We start from the raw sequence: 18190 nt of genomic DNA on the forward strand, positions 1-18190 counted from the left end.
TCCCTCACCGCATTTCCCCTCGCCCGACAGGAGCCCCCGATGAAAAAGAGACTGTTCATGCAAACCGCTGCCGCCCTGGCCCTGATCGGCAGCACCTCACTGGCCCAGGCGCAGGCCACCACGCCCATCAAGTTCCAGCTCGACTGGCGCTTTGAAGGCCCCGCCGCGTTGTTCCTGCAGCCCGTGGCCAAGGGTTACTTCAAGGCCGCAGGCCTGGATGTGGCCGTGGATGCTGGCAACGGCTCGGGTGGTGCAGTGCAGCGCGTGGCCTCGGGCACGTACGACATGGGCTTTGCCGACCTGGCCGCCGTGATGGAGTTCCACGCCAACAACCCCGACGCGCAGAACAAGCCCGTGGCGGTGATGATGGTCTACAACAACACGCCCGCATCGGTCATGGCGCTGAAAAAGAGCGGCATCACCAAGCCCGCCGACCTGGCCGGCAAGAAGCTGGGCGCCCCCGTGTTCGACGCAGGCCGCCGCGCGTTCCCCATCTTCCAGAAGGCCAACGGCATTGGCGCTGTGACCTGGACGGCCATGGACCCGCCCCTGCGCGAAACCATGCTGGTGCGCGGCGATGTGGACGCCATCACCGGCTTCACCTTCACCTCGCTCCTGAACCTGGAAGCCCGTGGCGCCAAGGCCGCCGACGTGGTGGTGCTGCCCTATGCCGATTTCGGCGTAAAGCTCTATGGCAACGTGATCATCGCGTCTCCAAAGCTCATCAAGGAGAACCCGGCCGCCATCAAGGCGTTCCTGTCAGCCTTCACAAAGGGTGCCAAGGAAGTGATCGCCAACCCCGCAGCCGCCATCGAGCATGTGAAGGCACGCGACGGCATCGTGAACGTGCCGCTCGAAACCCGCCGCCTGCAACTGGCCATCGACACTGTCATCAACAGCCCCGACGCCCGCGCCGAAGGTTTTGGCCAAGCCAAGCCCGGCCGCCTGTCGCTGATGGCATCGCAGGTGTCGGACGCGTTCAACACCAAGACCCGCGTGAACGCCGACGATGTGTGGAACCCCAGCTTCCTGCCCCCTGCAGCCGAGCTGAACATCCTGCCCAAGAAGTAAAAATATCAATTTGATAGCAGCCAGCGCTTGATAGGCAGGCGCTGGCTGCCATTTTTATTCAAAAAGAAGAACAACCTTCCATGCAGGCTGCCGATTCCTATTTTGTGGACTTCCGCGATGTCTGGCTCGCGTACAACGACGAGCTGCGCGCCAAGAACCAGTTTGCGGTGGAGGCCATCGACCTGCAGGTGCGCCAGGGCGAGTTCATCGCCATCGTCGGCCCCTCGGGCTGCGGCAAGTCCACCTTCATGAAGCTGGCCACGGGGCTGAAGATGCCATCGATGGGCAAGATCCTCATCGACGGCCAGCCGGTGACGGGGCCGCTCAAGGTGTCGGGCATGGCGTTTCAGGCGCCCTCGCTGCTGCCCTGGCGCACCACAGTGGACAACGTGTTGCTGCCGCTGGAGATCGTGGAGCCCTATCGCAGCAACTTCAAGCAAAAGCGCAAGGAGTACGAAGAACGCGCCCGCAAGCTGCTGCAGAAAGTGGGCCTCGCGGGCTACGAAGACAAGTTCCCCTGGCAGCTGTCGGGCGGCATGCAGCAACGCGCCAGCATCTGCCGCGCGCTGATCCACGAGCCCAAGATGCTGCTGCTGGACGAGCCGTTTGGCGCGCTCGACGCATTCACCCGCGAAGAGCTGTGGTGCATCCTGCGCGACCTGTGGACCGAGCAGCAGTTCAACGTGATCCTGGTCACGCACGACCTGCGCGAGTCGGTCTTTCTGGCCGACACGGTGTATGTGATGAGCAAGAGCCCCGGCCGGTTTGTGGTGCGCAAGGAGATCGGACTGCCCCGCCCGCGCGACCTGGAGGTGACCTACACCAAGGAGTTCACCGACATCGTGCATGAACTGCGCGGCCACATCGGTGCCCTGCGAAAAGCAGGCGCGCCCATCCAGCAGTAACCCGAAGACCTTCCCACCATGCACAAGAAAACCGTAGAGCGCTGGTCCCCCTGGCTGCTGCTGACCGCCACCATTCTGCTGTGGCAAATCATCTGTTCGGCCTTCAGCGTCCCCGAATTTCTCTTCCCCAGCCCCTGGGTCATTGCCACGCAGCTGGTCGAGTTCAGCGGCGTGATCGCCGCACACGCTTGGCGCACCTACTGGGTCACGATGGCGGGCTTTGGCATTGCCATCGTGGTCGGCGTGCTGTTAGGTTTTGTGATCGGCAGTTCTCGCCTGGCCTATGCCGCCGTATACCCGCTGATGACCGCCTTCAACGCACTGCCCAAGGCGGCCTTTGTGCCCATCCTTGTGGTGTGGTTCGGCATTGGCGTGGGGCCTGCCATCCTCACGGCGTTTCTCATCAGCTTCTTCCCCATCATGGTCAACATCGCCACCGGCCTGGCCACCCTGGAGCCCGAGCTGGAAGACGTGCTGCGCGTGCTCGGCGCCAAGCGGTGGGACGTGCTGACCAAGGTGGGCCTGCCGCGATCCATGCCGTACTTCTACGGCTCGCTCAAGGTCGCCATCACGCTCGCGTTTGTGGGCACCACGGTGTCGGAGATGACCGCTGCGAACGAAGGCATCGGCTACCTGCTCATCAGCGCGGGCTCGTCCATGCAGATGGGCCTGGCGTTTGCGGGCCTGATGGTGGTGGGTGCGATGGCCATGGTGATGTACGAGCTGTTCAGCTGGATCGAAAAGCGCACCACAGGGTGGGCGCACCGGGGCTCGCAAGGCGAGTAGGTAGGGTATACCCCCCTGAGTCGCCTTCGGCGCCTTCCCCCTTCTCTCTAATCGCTGGCGCGATTCGAGAGAAGGGGGACACCGCCAGCGCAGCGGGGTGGCCCTTGCGCGGCGGTTCTCGACCAGGCCGCGCCGGTTTCGACGATTGCGCTCCTTGCCAGTGCAAAGGATGCGCCGGCACTTCCTCTTCAGAAGCAATGGGCCGTCTTTCCCGCGCTGCCAAAACGCCGCCGATATACTGCCCGCCCGTTGACCGCAGGACTCCCGGCATGCACCTGACCGCCCTTTTCCACCCCATCGCGGCGTTTGCAGCGCCCCCCGCCATCCGGATCGCCATCGTCACGGCGGCGACCCTCTGTCTGGCGGCATGTGGCAGCACGAGCACCAGCACCGCCCCCGCGCGCGCCGACGATTCCACCAGCGCACCGCTGGCGACATCTACCCCCGCCCCCATCCGCATCGGCATCGCCCTGGGCGGCGGCGCAGCCAAGGGTTTTGCGCACATCGGCGTGATCAAAATGCTGGAAGCCAACGGCTTCGCGCCCGCTGTGGTCTCTGGCACCAGCGCAGGCAGCGTGGTCGGTGCGCTGTATGCCAGCGGCATGAATGCGTTCGAAATGCAGGAAAAGGCTGTGGCGCTGGACGAAGCCAAGATCCGCGACCTGCAGCTCTCGTCCGGGGGCCTGGTGCTGGGCCAGAAACTCGAAGACTATGTGAACGAGCAGGTGCGCCGCAAGCCGCTGGAGCAGATGGCCAAACCGTTTGTGGTGGTGGCAACGCGCCTCGAAGATGGCGAGCGCACGGTGTTTGCACGCGGCAACACGGGGCAGGCGGTACGTGCATCGAGCAGCGTTCCCGGCGTGTTCCAGCCCGTCACCATCGGCAAATACCATTTTGTGGACGGCGGCATCGTGAGCCCGGTGCCGGTGGACGCCGCGCGCCAGCTGGGCGCCGACATCGTGATTGCGGTGGACATCTCCAACAAGGCCCGGGGCCAGACGCCGGGCAACATGCTGGGCGCGCTCAACCAGTCCATTGCCATCATGGGTCAGAAGCTGGGCCAGGCAGAACTGGCGCGGGCCGACGTGATCGTGCGCCCGCAGGTGCTGGACATTGGCGCCGCCGACTTCAGCCAGCGCGCCAATGCCATTGTGGAAGGCGAGAAGGCCGCGCTGGCCGTGATGCCGCAAATCCGCGAGCGTGTGGCCCAGCTCCAGGCCGAGCGCAGCAAGGCGGCGGCGCAGGCCCAGCAGAAGGCGGCCGAGGCGCAGTACCAGGCCTGTCTGGACAACCGCAGCCGGCTGCAGAAGCTGGCGGGCCTGGCCAAACTGGACGACTCCTGCCCGGCGCCCAAGTAGCGCGGCAAACAAACGACTCCGGCGCAGTGCCCTTCAGGTAAAGTCAACTGCGCCCCGGCCTGCCCGCACATCCCGGCACCGACTTCACGCCCCACTGCCCGCCCCGCCCATGTCTTCGCCGTTCTCCGCCGTCAAACCCAGCGCCAAGCTCTCCGACCAGGTGGCCAGCGCGCTGGAGGCCGAGATCCGTGCGGGCCGCATCCAGGCGTCCGAGAAGCTGCCTACCGAGGCGGTGCTGGCGCAGCAGTTCCAGGTCAGCCGCACGGTGGTGCGCGAGGCCATCTCGCGCCTGAAATCGCTGGGCCTGGTGGACTCGCGCCAGGGCAGCGGCGTGTATGTGCTGGCACCCGGCATCGAGCCGCTGCAGTTTGATCTGCCCCACGCGGCCTCGCGCGAGGCGGTCATGCAGATTGTGGAAGTGCGCCGCGCGCTGGAGGCCGAGGTGGCCGAGCTGGCAGCCCTGCGCCGCACTGATGAAGACATCGCGGCCATCCGCGCCGCCATGCAGCACATTGCCAACGCCGTTCGTGCAGGCCGCGATGGGGTGGAAGAAGACGTGCTGTTCCACCGCGCCATTGCCCAGGCGGCAGGCAATCCGTTCATGATCAGCACGCTGGACTACCTGGCGCAGTTCCTCAAGGGCGCCACGCGTGTGACCCGCGCCAACGAGGCGCGGCGTGCCGACTTTGCCGATGCCGTGACCCATGAGCACACGCAGATCGTGCTGGCCATCGAGGCAGGCGATGCAGTAGCCGCCCGCGCTGCGGCGGCGCAGCACATGAAGAACGCACTGGCCCGCATCGAACAGGCCGACCTGGCCTTCTGGGCCCAGGACGGCGCGCGGCTGGCACAGCCGCTGGTGGCGGCATCAGGTCCACTGGTCCTCTGACCTTGTTGGCCGCCCAGCGGCGCGGGGACCTTAAGGCGGGAAAAGATTTCTTCCGAACCGCTATTAAATCAATAGCTATTAGCGCTTAACAGATAAGCACTAGATAGCAAAAAGCCTTCTAAACACTAGCGTAGCGCCCGCCGCAGATGGCTACCGATACGGGTTAACCCGAAGCGGAATAGAACGAGATAATTTGTATGATAACCATATAAACAGACCAACCAAGGTGCCGACAGGAGCTGCAAATCGGCCGCTTGCACTCACCCGTTGCTCCGTCTGCCACCCTTCCATCCCGGAGATACCCCGTTCATGTCCACCCTCGCACTTCTCGGCATCGGCGCCGGCAGCATTGCCCTGCTCCTGTTGCTCATCATCCGCTGGCAAGTCCACGCTTTCGTGGCGATGATGCTGGTGAGCTTTCTCGTCGCCTTCGCCACGGGTATGCCCATCGGCGACATCATCAGCACGCTGATTGCGGGCATGGGCGGCACGCTGGGTTCGGTGGCCATCCTGGTGGCGCTGGGCTCCATGCTGGGGCGCATGATCGAGGTCTCGGGTGGCGCGGCCAGCCTGGCCAACCGCTTCACGCAGCTACTGGGCCCCACACGGGTACCCATGGCCCTCACAGCCGCAGCGCTGGTGCTGGCCATCCCGGTGTTTTTTGACGTGGGCTTCATCATCCTGGTGCCCATCGTCTACGGCTTTTGCAAGGCGGCGGGTGTCAACCCCATCAAGTTCGGCCTGCCCGTGGCGGGCATCATGCTGGCCGCGCACGTGGTGGTGCCACCGCACCCCGGCATCGTCGGAGGGGCGGCCATCGTCAAGGGCGACATTGGCTGGATCACCATCATCGGCCTGGCCATCTGCATCCCGCTGGCGGCGCTGTCCCAGGTCGTGTCGGGGTGGCTCAACCGCAAGGGCTACCCCATGCTGCCCACCACGGCAGAGCAGTTTGCGGCCTTTGGCAACAGCGAAGACAGCACCGCGTCCAAGGCCCGCAGCGCACCGGGCGTGGGCACAATCATGGCGCTCATCCTGATCCCACTGGCCCTCATCATGGCAGGCACCACCGGCGCCACCCTGCTGCCCAAGGGCGACAGCCTGCGCAACGTGCTGGGCTTCATCGGCTCGCCCATCTTTGCGCTGATGGTGGCCGTGGGCCTGGCCATGTTTCTGCTGGGCCGCAACCAGGGCTGGAACCGTGAACGCACCAACGCCATCATGGAATCCGCCCTGCCCCCTGCCGCCACCGTGATCCTGGTGACGGGCGCAGGCGGCGTGTTTGCCAAGGTGCTCACCGCCAGCGGCATTGGCACGGCGCTGTCGCAAAGCCTCACCGCTACTCATCTGCCGCTCATCCTGCTGGCGTTCATCATCTCGCTGGCCCTGCGCGCCGCCCAGGGCTCGGCCACCGTGGCCATCATCACCACCTGCGGCCTGCTGGCCGATGCGATGACAGGTGGCGGGTATTCCCCCTTGCAAGTGGCGCTGCTCACGGTTGCCATCGGCTTTGGCAGCCTGGGCCTGTCGCACGTCAACGATTCGGGCTTCTGGATCGTGACCCGCTACCTGGGCCTGAGCGTGGGCGATGGCCTGCGCACCTGGACCGTGCTGACGACCGTGCTGGGCCTGGCGGGGTTTGCCCTCACCGCCCTGCTGTGGGTGCTGGTGGCCTAAGTGCCCTCTTTTGAATTTCATTGAAGGACTGACAACATGACAAAACCCACCGTCGGCATCATCGGCCTGGGCGCCATGGGCGCTGGCATTGCCAAGACCCTGCGCAACAACGGTTTCACCATCCACGTCTGCGACGTGCGCCCCGGCGTGGCCGATGCCTTTGTGGCGGGCGGCGGCACGGCACACGCCACCACCGCGTCGCTGGCGGCGGCGAGTGATGTGGTGGTGTCGGTGGTGGTCAACGCCGCGCAGACCGAGAGCGTGCTGTTTGGCGACGACGGCAAGAGCGGTGCAGCCAGCACCATGCGCCCCGGCAGCACCTTTGTGATGTGCTCCACCGTGGACCCCAATTGGTCGGTGGCGCTGGAAGCGCGCCTCAACGCCCTGGGTCTGCACTATGTGGACGCCCCCATCTCCGGCGGCGCAGCCAAGGCTGCCTCGGGCCAGATGACCATGATGACCTCGGCCAAGCCCGAGGCCTATGCCGCAGCCAACGCCGTGCTCGACGGCATGGCCGGCAAGGTGTACCGCCTGGGTGACAAGGCGGGCGCGGGCAGCAAGGTCAAGATCATCAACCAGCTGCTGGCCGGTGTGCACATTGCTGTGGCCGCCGAAGCCATGGCCCTGGGCCTGCGCGAAGGCGTGGAAGCTGCAGCGCTGTACGAGGTCATCACCCACAGCGCGGGCAACAGCTGGATGTTTGAAAACCGCATGGCCCATGTGCTGGCGGGCGACTACACACCGCTGTCGGCTGTAGACATCTTCGTGAAGGACCTGGGCCTGGTGCTGGACACCGCACGCGCCAGCAAATTCCCCCTGCCGCTGGCCGCCACTGCGCACCAGATGTTCATGCAAGCCTCCACCGCAGGCTTTGCCAAGGAAGATGACAGCGCCGTGATCAAGATCTTCCCCGGCATCACACTCCCCGAAGGCAAGGACAAGGCATGACACGCGCACGTGCACTGCTGGGCTGCATTGCCGACGACTTCACCGGCGCGACCGATCTGGCCAACAACCTGGTGCGCGCGGGCATGCGCGTGGTGCAGGCCATGGGCGTACCCACGGCACCTTTGGATGCGGAGGCTGATGCCATCGTGGTGGCCCTGAAGTCGCGCACCATTCCCAAAGATGAAGCCATTGCCCAGTCGTTGGCCGCATTGCAATGGCTGAAGGCGCAAGGTGCTGAGCAGATCTACTTCAAGTACTGCTCTACCTTTGACAGCACGGCCGAAGGCAACATCGGCCCCGTGACCGATGCGCTGATGCAGGCCCTGGGCACCGACTTCACCATCGCCACGCCCGCCTTCCCCGACAACAAGCGCACCGTGTTCAAGGGCTACCTGTTTGTGGGCGATGTGTTGCTGAACGAGAGCGGCATGCAGAACCACCCGCTCACGCCCATGACCGACCCCAACCTGGTGCGCGTGCTGCAGGCGCAAACACCCAGCCGCGTGGGCCTGATCGACCACAGCGTGGTTGCACAGGGCGAGGCCGCCATCCGCGCGCGCATCGACCAACTGAAGGCAGAGGGCGTGCGCATGGCTGTGGTGGATGCGGTGTCCAACGCCGACCTGCTGCGCCTGGGCCCTGCGCTCAAGGGCATGCCGCTGGTCACAGCGGGCTCCGGCGTGGCCATTGGCCTGCCGGGCAACTTTGGCGTGGCTCCCAGCAACGAGGCCGCCCGCCTGCCCGCCGCGCAAGGGCTGCAGGCCATCGTGTCGGGCAGCTGCTCGGTGGCCACCCACCAGCAGGTGATGGATTTCATCAAGGCAGGCAAGCCCGCCCTGGCCATAGACCCGCTGCGCATTGCCGCAGGCGTGGACGTGGCCGCCGAAGCGCTGGCCTGGGCGGAAGGCCACATCGGCCAAGGCCCGGTGCTGGTGTATTCCACCGCCGAGCCATCCGCCGTGCGTGCCATTCAAGGCAAGCTGGGCTCTGAAAAGGCCGGAGCCATGGTGGAGGAAACCATTGCCGCCATTGCACGCGGCCTGGTGCAGCGCGGTGTGCGCCAGCTCATCGTGGCGGGCGGTGAAACCTCGGGTGCCTGCGTGCAGGCCCTCGGCATTACGCAGATGCGCATTGGCGCCCAGATCGACCCCGGGGTGCCGTGGTGCCATGCTGTGGCCCCCGATGCGAAGGACGGGCTGCACATCACGCTGAAGTCGGGCAATTTCGGTAGCACCGACTTCTTCACCAAGGCTTTTGCACAATTGTTGGCATGACCTCTACCCCCGCCTTCATGGACGAAAGCCAGGCCCGCGACGAAATCTGCCGCGTGGGCCGCAGCCTGTTTGAGCGGGGCTATGTGCACGCCACCGCAGGCAACATCAGCGTGCGTCTGGCCGACGGATACCTCATCACCCCCACCGATGCGTGCCTGGGCACGCTGCAGCCCGAGCGGCTGGCGCGCCTGGACGCACAAGGCCAGCAGGTGGCGGGCGACCGGGCCAGCAAAACCATTGCGCTGCACCGCCAGATTTACGAGGCATCGGCATCGACAGCCGTACCCGCCCGCTGCGTGATCCACACCCACAGCACGCACCTGGTGGCCTGCTCGCTGCAAGCCGACACGGCTGCGGGTGGCCAGCTGGCGCCCGATGCGCAATTGCTGCCCCCTATCACGCCCTACTTCGTCATGAAGGTGGGCCGTGTGCCGCACATCCCCTACCACCGCCCCGGTGACGCCGCAGCGGCAGCGCTGGTGGCGCAAACCATCACCCGCTATGCCGCACAGGGCAGCCCTGTATGCGCCGTGATGCTGGCGCGCCTCGGGCCCAATGTGTGGCACGACACGCCTGCCGCCGCCATGGCCGTGCTGGAAGAGCTGGAAGAAACCGCACGCTTATGGATGCTGTGCCAGCCCCGCCCCACGCCGCTGACCGAGCCCCAGATTGAAGAGCTGCGCCAGAGCTTTGGTGCCCACTGGTAACGGGCGGGCTGCGCCCATGGCGCGGGGACGAAAGAACACACACAAGGAGACAAACCATGACCCTTTCTTTCTGGCGCAAAGCCTTTGCCCCCGTGCTGCTGGGCGTGCTGGCCACAGGCGGCGCATCGGCTGCGGACTACCCCGCCCCCAAGCATGGCGAATGGGTCGTCAAGGACTTCCGTTTCCACACCGGCCAGACCCTGCCCGAACTCAAGCTGGCCTACTCCACCGTGGGCGAGCCCACCGGAGAGCCCGTGCTGGTGCTGCATGGCACCAATGGCTCGGCAGAGAGCATGCTCACACCCGGCTTTGCAGGCACGCTGTTTGGCCCCGGCCAGCCGCTGGATGCACGCAAGCACTTCATCATCCTGCCGGACGCCATCGGCACCGGCCGCTCCAGCAAGCCGTCAGACGGCCTGCGCGCCGCCTTTCCGGCCTACAACTACGACGACATGGTGCAGGCGCAGTACCGCCTGCTGACAGAGCACCTGGGCGTGCGCCATGTGCGCGCCATCATTGGCAACTCCATGGGCGGCATGCACACCTGGGTGTGGGCCCAGCGCCACCCCGACTTCATGGACATTGCCGTACCCATGGCCTCGCTGCCCGCCGCCATGTCAGGCCGCAACTGGATGATGCGCCGCCTGCTGGTCGAAGCCATCCGCAACGACCCCGAATGGCAGGGTGGCAACTACACCCGCCAGCCCCGCAGCCTGCAGTTTGCGTCGGTGTTCTTTGGCACCGGCACCAACGGGGGCAACCAGGGCTTGCAAAAGCTGGCCCCCAACCGCGCTGCGGCCGATGCACTGGTGGAACAACGCCTCAAAGCCCCATTCCGTGGCGATGCCAACGACCACATCTACCAGTGGGAAGCCTCGCGCGACTACGACCCCGAGCCCGGGCTGGAACGCATCACCGCACGCGTGCTGGCCATCAACTCGGCAGACGATGAGCGCAACCCACCCGAGCTGGGTGTGCTGGACAAAGCCATCGCCCGCATCCCCCACGCCCAGGCCTACGTGATCCCTGCCAGCGCCGACACCCTCGGCCACAGCACGGTGGGCCTGGCGCGCCTTTACCAAGACCGGCTGGCGCAGGTGCTCACCAGCGCACCGCGCCGCTGATCGCTTTTTTCTCAGGAACCTTTCATGCCCCGCTTTGCCGCCAATCTGTCCATGCTCTACAACGACGCGGACTTTCTCGACCGTTTTGCCGCCGCTGCCCGCGATGGCTTCAAGGCGGTGGAGTACCTCTTCCCCTACGCCTACCCGGCGCAAGAACTAGCCACCCGGCTGCAAGCCAACGGCCTGCAGCAGGTGCTGTTCAACGCGCCGCCCGGCAACTGGGATGCGGGCGAGCGCGGGCTGGCCTGCCTGCCGGGGCGTGAGGCCGAATTCCGCGAAGGCATTGCCAAAGCCGTGGAATACGCCCAAGCCCTGCAGTGCCCCCGCATCCACGTGATGGCCGGGCTGGTGCCCCAAGGGGCCGATGCAGCCACAGTGCGCGCCACCTACATCGCCAACGTGCGCTACGCTGCCGAGCAGGCTGCACCGCACGGCATCCAGATCCTGCTGGAGCCCATCAATGGCCGCGACATGCCCGGCTTCTTCCTGAGCCGCCAGGACCAGGCCCACGCGCTGATCGCCGAGATCGGTGCCACCAACGTCAAGGTGCAGATGGACCTGTACCACTGCCAGATCGTGGAAGGCGACCTGGCCATGAAAGTGCGCCAATACCTGCCGACCGGCAACGTCGGCCACTTCCAGATTGCCGGTGTGCCCGAACGCCACGAACCCGATGTGGGCGAGATCAATTACACCTACCTGTTCAAGCTGCTGGACAGCATGGGCTATGACGGCTGGATTGGCTGCGAATACCGACCCGCGCGCGGCGCGGCAGCCCATGCCACCAGCGACGGGCTGGGCTGGCTCCAGCCCTGGCTGTAATCCGCACGGCCACCGGCGGCCTACGCGCCATCAATACGCCTTGAAGTTCGCCGCCACCCGCTGGTTCAGGTAGTCACCCGCAGCAATCGCCGGGTACTTCTTGCCGGGCCCCGCGATGATGGCGTCGCGGTTGGCCTGGGCAAAGAAGGCAATGCTGTAGCGCGGGCCCATGTACTCGCCCGGCAGCGGGTTCTTCACACGGTGGAAGTTGCTGGGCAGCTGGTCGTCGCTCCAGCGCATCAGCATGTCCCCGATGTTGCAGGTGATGGCCCGCTCGTCGGGCTCCACCGAGGTCCAGGCCTGGGTGTCCATCTCCTTGCCCGGGCACACCTGCAGGCCGCCCTGGCCCTGGCGCTGAAAGAGCAGGGTCAGGCAATCAAAGTCGGTATGCGCCCCGGCGCGCCACAGGCCCAGGCTGGCTTGTTGCTCGAGCGGGGTCGCAAAGTAGTGCAGCAGGCGCAAGGTGCTTTGGTAGCTGGCCTGTGCAGGGTCGTGCGCGCGGGCAAAGAAGGCCTCGTCAAACCCCAGCTTCCATGCAAAACACGACAGCACCTGCATGGCCACCTGCCAGCACTGTTCCTCGAAGGTCAGCATGGTGGCCTGAAAGCCCGCCAGCTCCTCGTCAGTGGGCCAGAGGCCCGCCATGTGCGGGCGGGTGATCTGGTACGACTCCTTCTGGTCCGGTGTGCCGGTGGAGGGGCGCACCTGCGCGCGGCTCTCCCAGCCCACGTTGAGCGCCTTCTTGAGCGGGTACTGCGCCTTCACGGCATGCGGCAGCGCAAAGAAGCGCTCGGTCATCGCAAAGGCTTTGTGCACCTCGGCCAGGTCAATGCCGTGGTTCACGATCTGGAAAAAGCCGACATCGACTGCGGCGTCCCATAGCTGGTCGGCAATCTCGGTCTTGCGCTGAGCAAAGTGGCTGAGGTCGATGCGGCGGATCTCGCGGCTCGCGGTTTCCGAGCCCATCGCGCCCATGCGCGTTTCTTTTTGCAGCTCGGCGAGGTCGTAGGTGGCGGTGGTGGTGGTCATGCAGTTCTCCTGAAGACAAGTGGAAGGAAGAAAGGCCCTCCCGCTGGGTGCTCCAAGAGCGTCTGGCACCGCCTGCAGCGGCCGTCCGTTCAACCCTTGAAGCCACGGTGTGCAAGCGCACACCGCTGTGCGCACAGCGGGCTTCAAGAGCAATTTCCGACTGGCATCGCGTCGTGCAGGACTGCACAGGGGGCAACGCAGTGAACGCTTCTACTCTTGCCAATGGCGATGCAAGAAGAATGCCCACAACGCCTTGCGTTTGTGCCCGCGCAGAGTCAGAGCGCTTGTGTACAGCGCGCCGAAAGCCATGCATACATGTCACTGATTGTGATTGGCATGCCAAATGCATAGCGCCCCGCACCACAACGGCGGGCGTGCAGACGGCCTGGCGTTGAACAACGAAGAGCACACCACCACACCATCGACGGAGACACACCATGTACGCGCTCATGTCTGCACGCCCTGCCAGTTTTGACGACCCCACGCCCATCAACGACACCGACGGCACCTACCTGCGCCAGGCCATCGTCTGGTCGTGCACGGCACGAGCGCGCGGCAATCGTCCATTTGGCGCCGTGGTGGTGGGCGCAGGCGGCGAACTGCTTGCCGAGGCCTACTGCAACACCACCGAAACCGGCGACTGCACGGGCCATGCCGAAACCAACGCGGTGCGCCAGCTCAGCCCCCGCGTGGGCCGCGATGCACTGGCCAAGGCCACGCTGTACTCGTCGGCCGAGCCCTGCGTGATGTGCGCAGGCGCAATTTTCTGGTCTGGCATCGGTCGCGTGGTGTTTGGCATTGACGCCGTTCGCCTGCGGGTTTATCGCGGCGAGCGAGCGGAACAACGCGATGCAGAGCTGTCCTGCCGCGATGTGTTCGCAGCATCGCCCCATTCCATCGAGTGCATTGGCCCCGCGCTGATCGAGGAGGCCAGCGTTCCCCACATCGGCTTCTGGAAAGCGTGAAGCGAGCAGTAGCGCGCAAAATCGCTATCTTCTACCTGTTGTCTCTTGCAAGCCGCGCATCCCGCACCCCGCCCGTCCATGACTGAAACCGAAACCGATGTCGCCTCAGGCGCACTCCTGGGCCGCGCCAAACAAGGGCGCGAGCGCATCCTCACCGCCATCCGCGAGGCGGCGGTTGCCGAATTCAGCCGCCACGGGTTCAAAGGGGCATCCACCAAGGCTATTGCCGAGCGCGCGGGCCTCACCAAGCCGCAGCTGCACTACTACATCAGCAGCAAGGAAGAACTCTATGAAGAGCTGCTGTACTCGGTGCTCAACGGCTGGTCGGGCGCCTTCATTTTTGACAGCAACAGCGACGATCCCAAGAAGGTGTTGAGCAGCTACGTGCGCAAGAAGCTCGACTACGCGCTGGACAACCCGGGCCTGTCGCGCATCTTCACCACCGAGGTGCTGGGCGGTGGGCGCAACCTGGGCAAATACTGGCCCGTGGCCGTCAAGTCCACCCAGCAGAAGGTGGACCTCATCAACCGCTGGATTGCCGAAGGCCGCATGCGCAAGGTGGACGCCAAGGTTTTGCTGATGCAGATCTGGGGCATGACGCAGCACTACGCCGACTACGGCGTGCAGGTGCACATCATGCTGGGCCTGGCGCCCGACGAGCCAATCGACCGCGAGCCCATCGTGCGCGAACTCACCAGCTTTGTGCTACTGGGCTGCGGCCTCGCACCAGACTAAGGCCCCCGCCCCATTCTGGGCATGCCTCGGGTGCCCGAGGGGCGAATCCCAGGCAATTTGCACCAGCACGCGGCGTCAAAAGCCCCTTTCAGGCCGCGTTGATCCACCACAAAGACGTTTGACCGCTTTTTGTGGCTGGCACAGCCTTTGCAATAGTTTGACCAATCGATCAAATCACATGGTCAAACAATGCAGACAGCCCCTGACACCGCCGACGCCGCCCGCACAGAACACGCATTCGAGCTGATCCTGCAGCGCAGCCAGATGCGCTTGCCCGTCGCCCCCGGCGAGAGCATGGCCGATGTGCTGCAGCTCGCTGGCGTGCCGCTCGAAACCCTGTGCGAGCAGGGCGTGTGCGGCACCTGCGTGACCCGCTGGCTGGACGGCGAGCCCGACCACCGCGACAGCTGCCTGAGCACTGCAGAGCATGCCACCCACGTCGCCGTGTGCTGCGCACGCAGCCACAGCGCCACGCTGACGCTGGACCTCTAGGCCCATCCCCCACAACCCGAAGGACCCCCGCCATGCGCATCCTCGTGATCTATTGCCACCCGGTAGAGACCAGCTACAACGCAGCCCTGCACACCGAGGTGGTGCAGCAGCTGCGCGGCGCGGGCCACGAGGTTGACGACTGCGACCTGTACGCCGAGGGCTTCAACCCCGTGATGACACGCGAAGAGCGCCTGGGCTACCACGAGGTGCCCAGCAACCAGTTGCCCGTGCAGGGCTATGTGGACCGCCTGCTCTGGGCCGAAGCCGTGGTGTTTTGCTTTCCCACCTGGTGCTTTGGCATGCCGGCGATGCTCAAGGGATTTTTCGACCGCGTGCTCATGCCCGGCGTGGCCTTTGACATCAGCGATCCGCACAACGTCAAGCCCTCGCTCACGCACATCCAGCGCATCTCGGCAGTGGTCACCTACGGCCGCCCGCGCTGGACGGCCCTGTTCATGGGCGACCCGCCGCGCAAGTCCATCACCCGCTACATGCGCCTGCTCACGGGCGGCAAGGCGCGGGTGGACTACCACGCCTATTACCACATGAACGTGGCCACACCGCCCCGGCTGGCGGCCTTCAAGGCCCGCGTGGGCCAGGCGATGGCGCGCTTTGCATAAGACAACGTTCTAAGGGCCACGGCATGCACGCATCCAACACCCCCGACCACATCCTGCGCGCCCGGCTGCCGCGCTGGCTGCTGCCCTCCGCGTGGCCGCAGCAGGGCCACCAGCCCGCACTGGCCGATCTGCGCCTGGCCCAGGGCCGCATCTTGCAAGTGCTGCCCCACGGCACCCAGCCTGCGCTACACGGCGCTGTGTGGGACGTGGCAGGCGCGCTGGTGCTGCCCGGCCTGGTCGATGCGCACACCCACCTGGACAAGGCCTTCACCCTACCCCGCATGGGCGTGGTCAAACCAGGCCTGCTGGGCGCCATCGAGGCCATGATGGTGGACCGCCAGGGCTGGACCGAAGCCGACATCCACGCCCGCGCCAGTCGCGGGCTGCAATGGGCCTACGACGCAGGCACCGTGCACCTGCGCACCCACTGCGACTGGTGGGAGCCCGACGCGCAGCCACTGGCCTGGAACGTGTTGCGCGCACTGGCCCACGACTGGGCCGACCGCATCACGCTAGAGCGTGTGAGCCTGATCCCCTTGCACCTGTACGCAGACCGCAGCGCCGCCCTGCGGCTGGCCGCCACCGTGGCCGCCAGCGGCCCCGGCGCATTGCTGGGCGGCTTTGTGCATTCCACCAACTGGGACCCGCAAGCGCTGCGCCACCTGTTGGAAGCCGCACAACACCACGGGCTGAACGTGGACCTGCATGTGGACGAAGAACTGCACCCCGGCGCCCAGGGCTTGGCGACCACGGCCGCACTGGTCAAGGAACTGCGCTTTGAAGGCCATGTGGTCTGCGGCCACACCTGCGCCCTGGCCGCACAGGACGAGGCCACGGCCCTCGCCACGCTCGACGCGGTGGCACAAAGCCCGATCACGCTGGTCACGCTGCCCATCACCAACCTGCTGCTGCAGGACGCCACCACCGGCCGCACACCGCGCCAGCGTGGTCTGACGCTGGTGAAGGAGGCGCGCGCACGTGGCATCCCGGTGCTGGTCGCCAGCGACAACGTGCAAGACCCGTTCTGCCCCGTGGGCAGCTTTGACCCGCTGGAAGCCCTGGCCACGGGCGTGCTGGCGGCGCAGCTGGATGCACCTTTCGACCAATGGAGCGAATCGCTGTGCCGTGCCGACTGGCTGCGCACCGGCCGCACTGGCACCACGGCGCTGCCGCTGCAGCCCGGCACGGTGGCCGACCTGCTGGTCTTCACGCAGGCCGACCACTGGGGCTTTCCGTCGCGCACACAAGGCGCGCAGGGCCGCGTGGTGCTGCGCCAGGGCCGCGTCGCCAGCGGCCATGCACCGGCTGCCTGGCATGTGCCCACAACCCAATCCGCAAGGAGCCTTGCATGAGTCCCATATCTGCGCCCGGCATCGCCCAGCCCCTGGCCCGCTACGCCGCGTGGCGCCGCGCAGGCGACTTCATCTACCTGAGCGGGATCATCGCCGTGGACCCTGCCGCCAGCCGCATCGTGCGCGGGTATGCCGACATCCCTGACGAAGCCGCCACGCTGATTGGCCGCACGGGCGAGTTCAGCAGCGACATCAAGGAGGGCCCCATCCTCGCGCAGAGCTGGTACGTGCTCGACCGCATCCGCCAGACCATCGAGGCCGCAGGCGGCCAGATGTCCGACGTGTTCAAGCTGGTGCAGTACTTCAAGAACCTGGACCACTTCCCACAGTACAGCCGCGTGCGCAAGCTGTTCTTCCCCGGCGAGCCACCCGCGTCCACCGTGGTGGAAGTGAGCGGCATGTTGCCCACGCCCGACATCCTCATCGAGGTGGAGGCCACGGCCTACCTCCCTTTGCGCTAACAACGCCTTCCTTCACGAAAGACCCCCCAATGCTGCACGGCTACAACCCGCCCCACCGCTACCTGCCCTACCTGAGCTGGACCGAGATCGCAGACCTGCCGGACAAGGAGAACACCGTCATCGTGCTGCCCACGGGCGCCACCGAGCAGCACGGCCCGCACCTGCCCTGTGCGGTGGACACGGTGATCAGCGCAGGCGTGGTGGGCCATGCGCTGGCGCGCCTGCCAGCCGATGTGCCTGCGTTTGCGATGGCCCCCATCACCTACGGCAAGTCCGAAGAACACCTGCACTTCCCGGGCACCGTCACGCTGAGCGGCGAGACCCTGCTGGCCACCATGAACGAGGTGGGCGAGTCGGTGTACCGCGCGGGCTTTCGCAAGCTGCTGTTCGTCAACGGCCACGGCGGCCAGCCGCAGGTGATGGAGATGTGCGCCCGCGAGCTGCGCTTGCGCCATGGCGACTTCATCGTGGTGCCCAGCTTCACCTGGCGCGTGCCGCATGTGGCGGGCAAATTCCTCTCCGACAAGGAAAAACGCCTGGCCATGCATGCGGGCCACGGCGAAACCGCACTGATGCTGGCGCTGGCCCCCGACACCGTGCACATGGAACGCGCGGTGGTCAACTACCCGCCCGTTTTTGACTCGCCCCTGCTCTCACCCGACGGCCGCCCTGCTTGCGCCTGGAGTGCGCGCGACTTCGGCCCCAGCGGAATCATTGGCGACCCGCTGCCCGCCACGGCCGAGCAGGGCCACGCCATCCTCGACTCGCTGGCCGTGAGCTGGGCGGCCGCCATCACCGAGCTGCACAAGCTGCAGTGGGCACCGCGCGCTGAGCCCACCTGGGGCCGGGCCCATCACACCGGCCACATCGAGCACCCGTCCGCACTGGCCTGAAACCTGCGAACGCCACCGCAAAACCTTTTCGCCTTCCCCTTCGTTGTCCCTTCGTTCCACCTCCACCCCCTACCGGAGTACC

Annotated in this window: 19 protein-coding genes; 18 read left to right on the forward strand and 1 reads right to left on the reverse strand. The window is 65.8% G+C overall.

Going from position 1 to position 18190, the window contains the following annotated elements:
- Nucleotides 1–39 precede the first annotated feature (39 nt).
- The 11 genes from C8C94_RS12300 (at nt 40) to otnI (ending at nt 11561) form a co-directional block, all read left to right on the forward strand.
- Entirely contained in the window at nt 40–1071 is a 1032-nt protein-coding gene (locus tag C8C94_RS12300) for an ABC transporter substrate-binding protein (RefSeq protein WP_055394860.1), read from the forward strand.
- Nucleotides 1072–1151: 80 nt separating this feature from the next.
- A complete protein-coding gene (locus tag C8C94_RS12305) occupies nt 1152–1976 on the forward strand; it encodes an ABC transporter ATP-binding protein (RefSeq protein ID WP_055394858.1) in 825 nt (274 codons plus the stop codon).
- An 18-nt stretch (nt 1977–1994) separates the two neighbouring features.
- Nucleotides 1995–2762: an ABC transporter permease gene (locus C8C94_RS12310; RefSeq protein WP_055394856.1), complete on the forward strand. Its 768-nt coding sequence runs from the start codon at nt 1995–1997 to the stop codon at nt 2760–2762.
- A 269-nt stretch (nt 2763–3031) separates the two neighbouring features.
- Nucleotides 3032–4120 carry a patatin-like phospholipase family protein gene (locus C8C94_RS12315; RefSeq protein ID WP_233573456.1) on the forward strand — a complete coding sequence of 363 codons (1089 nt, stop codon included), beginning with the start codon at nt 3032–3034 and terminating at the stop codon, nt 4118–4120.
- Between the two features lie 109 nt (nt 4121–4229).
- Entirely contained in the window at nt 4230–5009 is a 780-nt protein-coding gene (locus C8C94_RS12320; protein ID WP_121420907.1) for a FadR/GntR family transcriptional regulator, read from the forward strand.
- 309 nt (nt 5010–5318) lie between these two features.
- Nucleotides 5319–6686, forward strand: a complete 1368-nt coding sequence (locus C8C94_RS12325; protein ID WP_121420908.1) for a GntP family transporter — start codon at nt 5319–5321, stop codon at nt 6684–6686.
- 36 nt (nt 6687–6722) lie between these two features.
- Nucleotides 6723–7634 (forward strand): L-threonate dehydrogenase, encoded by a 912-nt coding sequence (gene ltnD, locus C8C94_RS12330; RefSeq protein ID WP_121420909.1) that lies wholly within the window; start codon nt 6723–6725, stop codon nt 7632–7634.
- A complete protein-coding gene (gene otnK, locus C8C94_RS12335) occupies nt 7631–8908 on the forward strand; it encodes a 3-oxo-tetronate kinase (RefSeq protein WP_121420910.1) in 1278 nt (425 codons plus the stop codon). Before ltnD ends, otnK begins: the two co-directional genes overlap by 4 nt.
- A 17-nt stretch (nt 8909–8925) precedes the next feature.
- Nucleotides 8926–9615: an aldolase gene (locus C8C94_RS12340; protein WP_121422831.1), complete on the forward strand. Its 690-nt coding sequence runs from the start codon at nt 8926–8928 to the stop codon at nt 9613–9615.
- Between the two features lie 56 nt (nt 9616–9671).
- Nucleotides 9672–10739: an alpha/beta fold hydrolase gene (locus C8C94_RS12345; RefSeq protein WP_121420911.1), complete on the forward strand. Its 1068-nt coding sequence runs from the start codon at nt 9672–9674 to the stop codon at nt 10737–10739.
- A gap of 24 nt (nt 10740–10763) precedes the next feature.
- A complete protein-coding gene (gene otnI, locus C8C94_RS12350; RefSeq protein WP_121420912.1) occupies nt 10764–11561 on the forward strand; it encodes a 2-oxo-tetronate isomerase in 798 nt (265 codons plus the stop codon).
- Between the two features lie 30 nt (nt 11562–11591).
- Here otnI and C8C94_RS12355 read toward each other — a convergent pair whose 3' ends face one another.
- Entirely contained in the window at nt 11592–12590 is a 999-nt protein-coding gene (locus C8C94_RS12355; protein WP_121420913.1) for an isopenicillin N synthase family oxygenase, read from the reverse strand.
- A 437-nt stretch (nt 12591–13027) separates the two neighbouring features.
- Between C8C94_RS12355 and C8C94_RS12360 the strand changes: the two genes are divergently transcribed.
- The 7 genes from C8C94_RS12360 to C8C94_RS12390 all read left to right on the forward strand — a co-directional run bounded on the left by C8C94_RS12360 (nt 13028) and on the right by C8C94_RS12390 (nt 18108).
- The gene (locus C8C94_RS12360) at nt 13028–13555 is read left to right on the forward strand and encodes a nucleoside deaminase (protein ID WP_121420914.1); all 528 of its coding nucleotides are present in this window, start codon (nt 13028–13030) and stop codon (nt 13553–13555) included.
- Nucleotides 13556–13633: 78 nt separating this feature from the next.
- Nucleotides 13634–14290: a TetR/AcrR family transcriptional regulator gene (locus tag C8C94_RS12365; protein ID WP_121420915.1), complete on the forward strand. Its 657-nt coding sequence runs from the start codon at nt 13634–13636 to the stop codon at nt 14288–14290.
- A gap of 189 nt (nt 14291–14479) precedes the next feature.
- On the forward strand, nt 14480–14782 hold the full coding sequence (locus C8C94_RS12370; RefSeq protein ID WP_121420916.1) for a 2Fe-2S iron-sulfur cluster binding domain-containing protein: 303 nt from the start codon (nt 14480–14482) through the stop codon (nt 14780–14782).
- Nucleotides 14783–14814: 32 nt separating this feature from the next.
- Nucleotides 14815–15402, forward strand: a complete 588-nt coding sequence (locus tag C8C94_RS12375; RefSeq protein WP_056641493.1) for an NAD(P)H-dependent oxidoreductase — start codon at nt 14815–14817, stop codon at nt 15400–15402.
- A gap of 23 nt (nt 15403–15425) precedes the next feature.
- A complete protein-coding gene (locus C8C94_RS12380) occupies nt 15426–16754 on the forward strand; it encodes an amidohydrolase family protein (protein ID WP_121420917.1) in 1329 nt (442 codons plus the stop codon).
- Nucleotides 16751–17215 (forward strand): RidA family protein, encoded by a 465-nt coding sequence (locus C8C94_RS12385; protein ID WP_063463092.1) that lies wholly within the window; start codon nt 16751–16753, stop codon nt 17213–17215. Before C8C94_RS12380 ends, C8C94_RS12385 begins: the two co-directional genes overlap by 4 nt.
- Before the next feature lie 29 nt (nt 17216–17244).
- Nucleotides 17245–18108 carry a creatininase family protein gene (locus C8C94_RS12390; RefSeq protein WP_055394830.1) on the forward strand — a complete coding sequence of 288 codons (864 nt, stop codon included), beginning with the start codon at nt 17245–17247 and terminating at the stop codon, nt 18106–18108.
- The last annotated feature ends 82 nt before the right edge of the window (nt 18109–18190 follow it).

It is taken from the genome of Acidovorax sp. 94 (genome assembly GCF_003634645.1).
In the GTDB taxonomy this organism is placed as follows: Bacteria; Pseudomonadota; Gammaproteobacteria; order Burkholderiales; family Burkholderiaceae_C; genus Acidovorax; species Acidovorax facilis.